Below are 10,119 nucleotides of genomic sequence, written 5' to 3'. Positions count from 1 at the left end.
TCCTCTACCGTTGTTTTCTTGCTGATGTCCATTATTTTCTTTTATTTGCTTCGGTTGCTGTTCCTTGGATTGCTTTTGTTCTATACGCTCCTGCTTCTCGTATCTTTCTTCTTTTACAGGAGACGAATCCGATGATACATCAGGAGATGACTTTGGTTGCGAATGTATCTCCTCATCGCGCTCCTCTTGATTAGACGGCGGCGCAGAAGGAGTAAGCGTTTTCTGCTTCTCATTCTCTTGCTTTATATAAACACCTGTGCCAATTCCTGCTTTCTTGGCATTCTCTCGCATTTGCATCGTACTGCTTTGATATACGACTGTAACATGTTTTATCTCATACTCTTTCTTTAATTCTTGCATAGCCTTTTCCAACTGTGGTTCTAGCGACTTGTCCTTTGTAACAGCTGTTAGCATAACTTGCTTATCATTCGTTAAGTACTTATCCTCTTGACTCTGCTTTATAATAGTACGTATTACGTCTTGCAGGTGTTTATTTTCCCATCGTTTCATTTCTTTTAAAATACGCCTTCCATCATCATTACAAGCTCGCAAATCTATAACACGAAAATCCTTTGTTACGCTCACCTCTAAACTTGGATTTATATCCACTGAGACATAAGCAAATGCTTTTTCTTCCGGTTGGTTGTAGAAAAACAGCAACACACATAGAAAACAAGCAACAAGTAATGATGCAGGCTTTAAGAAAGAAGGGATTGAAAAACGCGGCGCTCTTTGTTCTTGTTCGTTAAACGAGATTTCCTCTCCAATCATGTAAGAGTGTACTTTTCTTTTAAACGTAATAAACTCTCCATTTGGAGTTAAAACAACTACGCTATGTTTTTTTATATCCATCACAATTCCTTTATTCATCATGCTTCTCCCCTCTTATATAATCAAGAATATATGTATAGTTGTTTGCAAAAATAATACACATTGCAATAATGTATTTTCTATGTCGCTCCAACGTTTTACGACTTACCCTAACACGTGGTTCAATATGTTTCAGCGGTAACTTTTTCTTTCGGAACAGCTCTTCCATCATTTTCTCGTCTTTTATAATAATCTTTACAATTTCTATTAAGTGCTCACGCGTATCACGATGCTTAGGAGATTCCTTAGCAAGCTCTGAAAATGTGATTTTAAACTCAGCTAGTACACTTTGAAAATGAAGAATTTCCTCCTTACGGTTACTATTTTCCATCTCTTTCATATACTCCGTAAGCGATACTTGCATTTCTAACATTTCCTCTTGCTTATCTTCTTTTAAAAAGACAAGATTATGCTTAGACTCCTTGCGTATATAGTCAATTACATCTCTTTTTATAAGAAGATCAGCAAACGCTAGAAAAGATTTTCCTTTTTTATATGAATACTGTTCAATTGCTTCGTTAAACGCAAACAATCCAATACTATATTCATCATCCTGTTCTGTAATATATCGGCGGCAGACAGACGAGATTGATTTTCTAATAAACGGCTGATACTGTACGATAAAAGCTTCCTTATCTCCACCGTTGTTTTGTATGTTAAATACGATATCTTCTATTTTCGTTTTTTTTAAGATCTTCATTACTAAACTCAACACTAGTACTCTCCCTGCCTCCTTCTGCTTCAAATAGCAAAATGGTCACTAAACAAGTGACCATTAACCACATTTTCTTAGTACTTTTCTTTTGGCTTGTCTTCTTGCTGTTGTTCATATTTTTCACGACCGACTTTTTAGATGACTATTTTTTTCTACTTGCGCTAGAGTGAAGTCTGTATTTTGTACTGCTTTATTGTTTTCTTTTGCAATACCACTTGTTCTTCTTACTCTTTTTCTATTTTAGCTGCAATCTTTGAATAACTCTTCTCTATATTTTTGGTAATTATAGCTTTTGCTTCCGGATTCCCCACTTGATCTAGCAATTTTATTAATGCTTCAATGTTGTTTTCGATGTGTACTTTTACTTTCATTGTTTCTTTTTCTTCCATTTGCTTTCTTCTACTTATATATATTCGAAGGAATAAATAATTTTATGGGGGTCAAAAAAATATTTTTTGTAAAATAGATATTTATTTCAAAAATAAAAACCATCAATTTGAAAAAAGATTGTTCAAATTGATGGTTTTCTTGTAATATTTTTATTAATCTTTTATAACTAAGTTGAATCATGTCAGCCTTTAATTGTTGTTATCCTTTTTTCTGTTGCTTCTACTACAAGCATGATACAAGATTTTATCGGCCACCAATCCACTAAAAACGTACAGTAGACCGGCTTTACTTTTGACATAATTCCCGTTCTCGGAAGTAAGGATTTAAAAGTAACCTATCCATAGTGATATTAAAGTTACTACTAACAGGGCAAGAAGAAATATGATATTTCGAATCCACTTTTGTATATCATCAAAATACCGTTCTATAAATGCAACGTTGATATAAAACATGAGAAATACAACAAAGAAGGTAAAGTTACCAAATTTATCGTTCAATTTTTCATTGGTAAATGTGCTTACATGAAGGAATAGTAAAGCAAAAGTTACTAAGAATAACTCAAATAGCCTTTTTTTGCTCACCCCACCACCCCCTTACAGTAATTTCCTTTTGTTTCATTTTATCAGAACGTAGCGTGTAGCAGACTATGACTATTATACTTATGTAAAAAAAGGCTAACAATTCAAGATTGTTAGCCCCCACCTTCCGTAATCATGCCTTTTAAAATACAACAAATGACTGATTCTTCAACTTGCACTATATTCTCCTTTAATTACAAAAAACGAACCTCGAATTGTTCCAGCAAGTTTAGACTTCTGCCTAGCAAACTTAAACTTCTCTTCTAACTCCTTTGGTACCTCCATTCCCTCAGAAAGCTTAAATCCAACAGCGCGCTTCTTTGGATTATCCAATGTATACATGACGTTGACTGCAAGACCATCCTCATAGAAGACATAGGCAAATTTAATATTTCCCACTTGAAAACACGATGTTTCTAAAGGTTTGGCCGCAAACTCAATATCACGTTCTTCTTTCAAAATGCGGTTCACATAATCAAGAGTCTCCTCGCTTTCACTAGCTGGTACAACCGTAAATTCATGCTTGTATTTGTTCATAAAGTAACGTGCTTCATGGGCACGTAAACCAGCAATCGCTTCTGCTACAGGTGAAGACTCTAAGCCAGATGTAGTTACATTTTTAAAATCTACGATATTGGACAATTCCATCTCTCCTTTTAACTCTTTACTTCCTAACAACTGGAATCCACATTTCACCAAATACTAGGCCGTTTCGCTGCCCCATCTCAACTGTTGTATTTGGCCCACCAACATAGGCAAAATCTTTTGCTTCTGCTAATGCTTGACCAAATGCAATACCAGTAAGCTTATTACTTAGCTCCTCAGATGTCTTGTCCTCCCCTTTAACTACTAGGTATTCTCCCCTCGGAAACTGGATAACTCTAGATTCTTCTTGTATCGTTGCCTCTGTCATGACACCAGCGTAATACATCATCTTGTTATTCACCGCTTCACTCACAGCAAAAATGTAATCATTTGTAGCTAAAGCTTTTAAAGTGTCCAACCTTCCATCTTGTTCGACGGCCAGCCAAAAGTCTGTCTTTTCCTTGTTTATGCCCGCAAAGTCTGTGTACTGGCTCTTAAGTTCAGTTCCAATACCTAACACGATAAAGCTATCTTTTTCTTCTATTGTATAATTTTTCATATTCAAAACCTTCCTCACTTTTAAATGAATCAAACGATTTATCTTTTCACTTGATGAGTTTATAATATCCTTAAATCATGTCAAAAAATGATACTGTTTAGGAGAGCAAAATGAAAAAAGTTGAACGAATTAATACTATCATGCGGTATATCAATAACCGCTCCCACTTTACAATTTCTGAAATCATACGAGAATTTAACATCTCACGATCGACAGCTATTAGAGACATTAAAGAAATTGAAGCCATGGGGATGCCACTTGTGGCTGAAGTTGGAAGGGATGGGGGATATTTTGTTATGCATAACTCTATCCTGCCCGTTGTTCGCTTTACTGATAATGAGGTAAAAGCTCTTTTTATTGCCTTTATGGCCACAAGAAATCAACAACTTCCCTATCTAAAGAGTCGTCAATCTTTAGCTGAAAAACTACTAGGGCTCATCTCAGAAAACCAGCAAGATGATCTTGTTCTTTTAAATCAGCTCTTGCTTTTTGAAGGGACTAATCCCAATAATCCCGACCTACTTGAGCTTTCTGACCTCCCTCATCCTATGTTAGAAAAACTCATACAAATCCTTCTTTTGGATAGCCATTTATTGATTACCATAAAAGAAGAGAAGGAAATCAAGTCTTATCCAATTTATCTATTGCACCTTTATAAAGAAAAAAGCCATTGGATAATTGAAGGCTTTGACTTAAAGGAAGAAAAGAAGAAGATGTTTCCTGTCGACCATCTCATTAATGTCGAACCCTATACGACGAAAAAGAGATTAAGCAAGAAAAAGATTTTAGAAAAACTAAGTAAGAGGGACGAAGCAATTAACCTTGTAATTGAACTTGGTCCAAAAGCGATTGCCCAGTTCAAAAAATATCATCCTTTAAAAGTTTCAATTTCCTATACAAATCCTTACCAATCCACAGCCATTCTAAAGACTTTTATCAATGTTAACAATCTCGATGAATTGACAGAAATAATAAATTGGCTGCTTTTCCTAGGTGGGGATATCAAGGTCAGAGAAATGCCCGAAGAAGCCTTAGAAATTTTACAAGAGAGATTATGCTTATACTGCCCATAAGCAGTGACCAGTTAAACCAAAAATAATATTGAGTTTGACTAGATGCCCGTTGCCCCTATTTTCAAATACCTAGTGAAAATATTTTATTTGCTACCGCTGCTTTAAACACTCTTCTAGGAATAACGCCAACACAAAAAAGACATGAACTAATCTTTGTTCATGTCTTTTTATATTAGAGTTTTACCCTCATTAAATTACTTGTTTAAAATTCGAATGTGGATTTATCTTATCCATAATCTCTTTCATTCTTTTTTCATATCCCACTATTTTTGCACTAGAACAAACAATAGTGAATTAGAATAATGAATTAATACTTGCTAGGACAGTAAGTATACCTATAATAATGACAAATACATTGCTCATTTTCCCTCTGTATTTAGCCAGTACTGGTACTTTACGAATCGCATACATTGGTAATAGACATAAGATAGCAGCTACTAATGGACCGCTAAGGGCATCAATGATTCCAAGAATACTTGGATTTGCATAAGCAACATACCAACATGTTAATACGACAAAAGTAAGGACCATTGTCTTAACTGTTTTTTCTCCTATATCTTTCCCGCGTGTTTTACCGGACTTAATAATCATGTCACGCATTACCTCATATGCTCCTATATAATGGCCAAGGAAAGACTTTGTAATAGCCACAAAAGCAATGATAGGAGCTGCGATCGTGATTACAGGCGAATTAAGCTCATTAGCAAGATATGACAGGATTGACAAATTCTGTTCTTTTGCCATCATAAGATCATTTGGAGTCAAACTCAAGGTACTGCTCCAAACAAAGAACATAACAACAGCGAATGTCATGATATAGCAAACTTTTTGTATTTGAGCACACTTGGCATCAGTAGCGTCTATTCCATACGTAGCTCTCTGTTTCATAACGAATGACGAAATCATAGGAGAATGATTAAACGAGAACACTATGATTGGTAGTATCATCAATATCACTCCAAAATACCCTGTTCCTGTTGAAGCAGTAGAAACACTTGAAAAACTAAGCATTGACGTATTCCATTGTGGAATTAAAGATATTGAGATAAAAAGTAAAGAAGCTATGAAAGGATATACTAGCATGCTCATTACCTTTACAATGATATCTTGACCAAAGTTTAGTATAGCTATAAGACCGAGTACTAATATAAGAGATAAAATGGCCCTTGAAGGCTCCTTCATATGCAATTGATGCACGATAAAACTACTTGCAGTATTTGTAAGTGCAACCGAATACATCAGTACGATCGTATAAATTGAGACGAAATATACTATGTTAAAAATTATACTTGCCTTATTGCCAAAATACTCTCTTATTGTACCTGTAATCCCCTCATCAGCAGAATTAGAAGCATATATCATTTTAGCAAGCGCCCTATGTGAGTAATACATAACAGGAAATGCAAGTATAGTAATTAACAGTAATGATAATAAACCACCTGAACCTGCATTAATAGGTAAAAAGAGTACTCCTGCTCCAATGGCTGTTCCAAAAAGGCTCAACGCCCAGGTAGTATCTTGTTTATGCCACTTTTTAGGATCTAGATATTTCTCATTTTTCACTGCAGTATTTTCAGCTTGAAATTCTATTTTTTTTGCAGTATTCCCATTCATATAATAAATCCCCCTTGTATCCTATTCTTACGTCTCTTTTTTAGGCTTAGGAATATAGACCATTTTTGAAAAATGAATCGCTTACAAAATTTGTTACATTGTAATCGATTCCACCTAAACCTGTCTGTCTCTCTCTTAATTTGCGAGGCATTTATCCTCCAACCAACCCTATACATCGCTTCAATAACTTCGCCAGCAGTTTTGATATTGTTTATGCTAGCTAATGCGATGTCCACTGCAGCTAAACTATTTTGAATAAATCCCCCTTCTAAGCACACACCTTTCTTAAAGTAATCGTGTCAGTCCAATTTTAAAATGTTTGATATTTTCTCCGTCGGTAATAGATTACCTCTCGACGCCCTCATTATAACGTTAATATTTACGAGTCCAATTTTTTTTTATTTTTAGAAAGATTGAATAAACTGAATTATGAATAGATAATTAATTCCAAGTGGTATGTAGCAATTGTGTCCATTGTTTGAAGCTGTATTAGTCGGTAGAAAAACAAAAATAATACAGCGTTCCTTTTGTTAACACATTGATTATATTAGGAACTCGTTATAAAGATACTTATATTCTCCTTTGTTCAAGCACCTTATTTTAGACGTGAAAACTGTTATACTAAATGATTAATGCAGATGTAAAGAAATAAATTAAGAAAACATAAAATTATTTTTATGAATATTTATTATATATATTGAATCTATATTCATTTTTCAGAAAAAAGGAACTTCTTCCCCAAGGAGCCGCCACATCTTCTATAATGATTGACATGTTACGCCTTTTAAAAGAATAACACTATAAGTTTCCATTTACTATATGTAATATTTATTAAGTGTAGTTTTTTCTAAATATGCATAATTGCATAAAGTTTGTAAGAAAAAGAGAGTATACTTTTGTATTGTGTAATAAAGATATAGCCCACCTACGGAAATAGGTGGGCTTTTCATGTATAAAAATTGCATTTATTATATGGCAATTAGAATTGCGGTCAAAATATTATCTCTTCCCCTTTAACTCTCTCAGTCTGCTTTTTCTCAACGTCTGAACCTACTTACGTGCCAAATGTGTAACCAGTAAAAATACCAACAACTATGGAAATAACTAAGATTAATGTGATTTTAATCCACTTTTCCAAACATATATTTTATTTCAGAATATTTAATTTCCATAAGGAACCGAACCGATGGTGTACTTATCCTAACTGGCGTTTAAATGCTTTACCCGCGAAGAAGTAAGCGATAACCATAATGCCCACGCACCAAGCAAGCGCTACCCAAATATCGTTGCCAACAGTCCCTTCATATAAGAGGGCACGAATCGCATTCACGATTGAAGTCACAGGCTGGTTTTCAGCGAACGCACGAACTATTTTTGGCATAGTTTCGGTAGGAACAAAGGCCGAACTGATAAATGGTAGAAAAATTAGCGGGTACGAGTAGGCTGTCGCCCCTTCCATAGACTTCGCTGTCAACCCGGGAATGACAGCCAGCCATGTCAGTGCCAACGTAAACATCCCAAGTATTCCAGCTACCGCGAGCCAATCTAGAATATTAGCACTAGAACGGAAGCCCATTAAAAGCGCAACCAGGATAACCACCACGATAGTAAGCACATTAGCAACGAGTGAGGTTAATACGTGAGCCCACAATACCGACGAGCGCTTGATAGGCATAGTAATAAAACGTGCCATCAATCCACTTTTTACATCCGTAAACAACCGCACGGAAGTGTAAGCGACACCGGATGCGATAGCCATCAACAAGATTCCCGGCAATAAATAATTGACGTAGTTATCCGTTCCTGTCTCTATTGCACCGCCAAATACGTAAACAAATAACAGCATCATCATAATTGGTGTAATCGCTACTGTAATAATCGTATCCGGACTGCGCATAATGTTGCGCATTAAACGCCCTAGTAACACCCCTGTTTTGCTCTTCATTTACATCCCCTCCTTTTTGCCGATGATCGCAAGGAAAATTTCTTCCAATGTCGGCTGCTTCTCGATATACTCCACTTTTGCTGGCGGGAACATCTCTTTAAGTTCAGTAAGAGTACCAGTCGTAATAATTTTTCCGCCATGCAAGATAGCGATACGGTCCGCCAGTTGTTCGGCTTCCTCCAAGTACTGGGTCGTCAATAAGATAGTTGTGCCTGCGCCGGCAAGTTCCTTAACGGTATCCCAAACTTCAATCCGCGCTTCAGGGTCAAGCCCTGTCGTTGGTTCGTCGAGAAAAATGACTGCTGGCGTCCCGATCAAGCTCATAGCGATATCAAGACGGCGCTTCATCCCGCCTGAATATTGGTCTGCTCTCTGATTTGCTGCATCGGTCAAGCTGAATCTTGCAAGCAAATTGTCAGCGACTTGAGCAGGATTGGAAACTCCACGCAACTTGGCGATCATTATCAAGTTTTCTCTCCCGGTAAGCATACCGTCTAAAGCTGCGAACTGCCCTGTCAGACTGATGCTCTGACGAACATGATCTGATTGACGCTGGACGTCAAAGCCGCAAATATCTACTTCGCCGCCATCTTGCTTCATCAGCGTTGAGAGGATGTTGACCGTTGTCGTCTTGCCCGCTCCATTTGATCCCAGCAGTGCGAAAATTTCGCCACGCTGCACCTCAAAATCCACCCCTTTTAAAACTTCCTTGTCTTTAAAAGATTTTTTTAACCCTTTTACAGAAATTGCTGCATTACTCATACTTTTTCCTCCTTATAAAAATGTTTTACGAAGATAGATTACCTACACCTCTCTATTTAGTACCACTGATAATCTGTACTACTTAGTACCGAGTTAAAAATATAACTGAATAGCGATGGCAGCAATTCATATTTGTAACCAGCTAATCAGTCGGTATTATCTATTGCATTTATTTTTTTCTCAATTGCTTCATGATACTCTCATTCAAATCTTCACGATACTTGGAAACATAGGTTTTAGCGTTTGCCACTAGTTCGTCAGCAAAGGAAGCCACGTCATCCCCAGTGATTTCAAGCACTTCTCTTCCTTCCGCCGCACCTGCTTCGAACAAATCGATTAATTCATACTGTATGTGTAACATATCCATCCCGTTACCTGCCGAAAAATTCCACATGTAGTTTTGAATTTTCTTAAACACAAACTGATAGTCCTCTGGCAGAGCCCCAACTCGTGCCATCATCATTTTGTACTCTCTTTTATCACCAATTAATTTTTTGAACATTTCCATCATATTATTTTTCCTCCTTTTTTATAAAGCAGAACAAGAAATTCCAAAAACATTAGACGCAATAACTTATCTTATGAAGCTAGTTTGACTTCAAGACGTTAATTTTTGACGATACAAAATCCCATTTTTTCCAAAACAATTCAAGCTCCTGGCGGCCAGCTTCATTAAGCGAATAAAACTTGCGAGGCGGCCCCATATCTGACGGTTTCTTTTCAATATTCACAAGTTTTTTCTTCTCTAATCGTACGAGGATGGTATATACTGTTCCTTCCACAACTTCGGTAAACCCAAGATCATTCAGGTGACGGGTAATCTCATAGCCATAGGTTTCACGGCGACTAATGATTTCCAGCACACATCCTTCCAGCGAACCTTTCAGCATTTCAGTTAAATTTTCCATATTCTGATCCTCCTCTACCCCCTATTCTGTCTGACTTATATTCAGTATAACAGAGTACTAAGGCGAATTTTTACTGAATAGCTTTTGAGAAGCCTCACTATTCAGTATTACTTATTACAA

At 36.5% G+C, this 10,119-nt stretch carries 12 protein-coding genes and 2 pseudogenes; 1 reads left to right on the top strand and 13 read right to left on the bottom strand.

Features of this window, described 5'->3' with window-relative positions; translation table 11 throughout:
* From MR071_RS24515 to MR071_RS24485, 6 genes are all read right to left on the bottom strand, one after another.
* Positions 1-870 (bottom strand): anti-sigma factor domain-containing protein (locus MR071_RS24515; RefSeq protein ID WP_305037877.1); only part of this gene is annotated, 870 nt, incomplete at its 3' end.
* Entirely contained in the window at positions 863-1,585 is a 723-nt protein-coding gene (gene sigI, locus MR071_RS24510; RefSeq protein WP_002099727.1) for an RNA polymerase sigma factor SigI, read from the bottom strand. The genes sigI and MR071_RS24515, both read right to left, overlap by 8 nt.
* Before the next feature lie 224 nt (positions 1,586-1,809).
* A complete protein-coding gene (locus MR071_RS24505) occupies positions 1,810-1,974 on the bottom strand; it encodes a hypothetical protein (protein WP_242238190.1) in 165 nt (54 codons plus the stop codon).
* Positions 1,975-2,298: 324 nt separating this feature from the next.
* On the bottom strand, positions 2,299-2,556 hold the full coding sequence (locus MR071_RS24495; protein ID WP_002146495.1) for a DUF3963 domain-containing protein: 258 nt from the start codon (positions 2,554-2,556) through the stop codon (positions 2,299-2,301).
* Positions 2,557-2,721: 165 nt separating this feature from the next.
* Positions 2,722-3,231, bottom strand: a complete 510-nt coding sequence (locus MR071_RS24490) for a phage tail protein (protein WP_105587337.1) — start codon at positions 3,229-3,231, stop codon at positions 2,722-2,724.
* Entirely contained in the window at positions 3,218-3,697 is a 480-nt protein-coding gene (locus MR071_RS24485; RefSeq protein WP_242238189.1) for a GyrI-like domain-containing protein, read from the bottom strand. Before MR071_RS24485 ends, MR071_RS24490 begins: the two co-directional genes overlap by 14 nt.
* Before the next feature lie 110 nt (positions 3,698-3,807).
* Here MR071_RS24485 and MR071_RS24480 point away from each other — a divergent pair, with 110 nt between their 5' ends.
* Complete coding sequence (locus tag MR071_RS24480; RefSeq protein WP_105587339.1) at positions 3,808-4,770, top strand: helix-turn-helix transcriptional regulator; 963 nt, start codon at positions 3,808-3,810, stop codon at positions 4,768-4,770.
* A gap of 294 nt (positions 4,771-5,064) precedes the next feature.
* Here the strand turns inward: MR071_RS24480 and MR071_RS24475 are convergent, their stop codons facing one another.
* From MR071_RS24475 to MR071_RS24450, 7 genes and pseudogenes are all read right to left on the bottom strand, one after another.
* Positions 5,065-6,384 carry an aromatic amino acid transport family protein gene (locus tag MR071_RS24475; protein WP_242238188.1) on the bottom strand — a complete coding sequence of 440 codons (1,320 nt, stop codon included), beginning with the start codon at positions 6,382-6,384 and terminating at the stop codon, positions 5,065-5,067.
* A gap of 46 nt (positions 6,385-6,430) precedes the next feature.
* Positions 6,431-6,635, bottom strand: a pseudogene (locus MR071_RS24470) (hypothetical protein); the annotation flags it as partial.
* A 691-nt stretch (positions 6,636-7,326) separates the two neighbouring features.
* Positions 7,327-7,522 (bottom strand): annotated as a pseudogene (locus MR071_RS25900) (PRK06770 family protein); the annotation flags it as partial.
* Positions 7,523-7,579: 57 nt separating this feature from the next.
* Complete coding sequence (locus MR071_RS24465; protein WP_105585146.1) at positions 7,580-8,329, bottom strand: ABC transporter permease; 750 nt, start codon at positions 8,327-8,329, stop codon at positions 7,580-7,582.
* Positions 8,330-9,091 (bottom strand): ABC transporter ATP-binding protein, encoded by a 762-nt coding sequence (locus MR071_RS24460; RefSeq protein WP_105585147.1) that lies wholly within the window; start codon positions 9,089-9,091, stop codon positions 8,330-8,332.
* Between the two features lie 169 nt (positions 9,092-9,260).
* Positions 9,261-9,602, bottom strand: a complete 342-nt coding sequence (locus tag MR071_RS24455) for a DUF1048 domain-containing protein (protein WP_105585148.1) — start codon at positions 9,600-9,602, stop codon at positions 9,261-9,263.
* Between the two features lie 76 nt (positions 9,603-9,678).
* Positions 9,679-9,999, bottom strand: coding sequence for a PadR family transcriptional regulator (locus MR071_RS24450; RefSeq protein ID WP_000429483.1), 321 nt, complete (start codon positions 9,997-9,999; stop codon positions 9,679-9,681).
* Between the last annotated feature and the right edge of the window lie 120 nt (positions 10,000-10,119).

The sequence above is a fragment of the Bacillus cereus group sp. BfR-BA-01316 genome (assembly GCF_022664195.1).
In the GTDB taxonomy this organism is placed as follows: Bacteria; Bacillota; Bacilli; order Bacillales; family Bacillaceae_G; genus Bacillus_A.
Note: the sequence above shows the minus strand (reverse complement) of the source record. Positions and strands in the feature narration are given on the sequence as shown.

Excerpts from the sequence above, each read along its gene's own strand:
- MR071_RS24465 (WP_105585146.1), bottom strand. The coding sequence starts at position 8,329 with ATGAAGAGCAAAACAGGGGTGTTACTAGGGCGTTTAATGCGCAACATT.
- MR071_RS24455 (WP_105585148.1), bottom strand. The coding sequence starts at position 9,602 with ATGATGGAAATGTTCAAAAAATTAATTGGTGATAAAAGAGAGTACAAA.
- MR071_RS24505 (WP_242238190.1), bottom strand. The coding sequence starts at position 1,974 with ATGGAAGAAAAAGAAACAATGAAAGTAAAAGTACACATCGAAAACAAC.
- MR071_RS24475 (WP_242238188.1), bottom strand. The coding sequence starts at position 6,384 with ATGAATGGGAATACTGCAAAAAAAATAGAATTTCAAGCTGAAAATACT.
- MR071_RS24450 (WP_000429483.1), bottom strand. The coding sequence starts at position 9,999 with ATGGAAAATTTAACTGAAATGCTGAAAGGTTCGCTGGAAGGATGTGTG.
- MR071_RS24460 (WP_105585147.1), bottom strand. The coding sequence starts at position 9,091 with ATGAGTAATGCAGCAATTTCTGTAAAAGGGTTAAAAAAATCTTTTAAA.
- MR071_RS24480 (WP_105587339.1), top strand. The coding sequence starts at position 3,808 with ATGAAAAAAGTTGAACGAATTAATACTATCATGCGGTATATCAATAAC.
- MR071_RS24485 (WP_242238189.1), bottom strand. The coding sequence starts at position 3,697 with ATGAAAAATTATACAATAGAAGAAAAAGATAGCTTTATCGTGTTAGGT.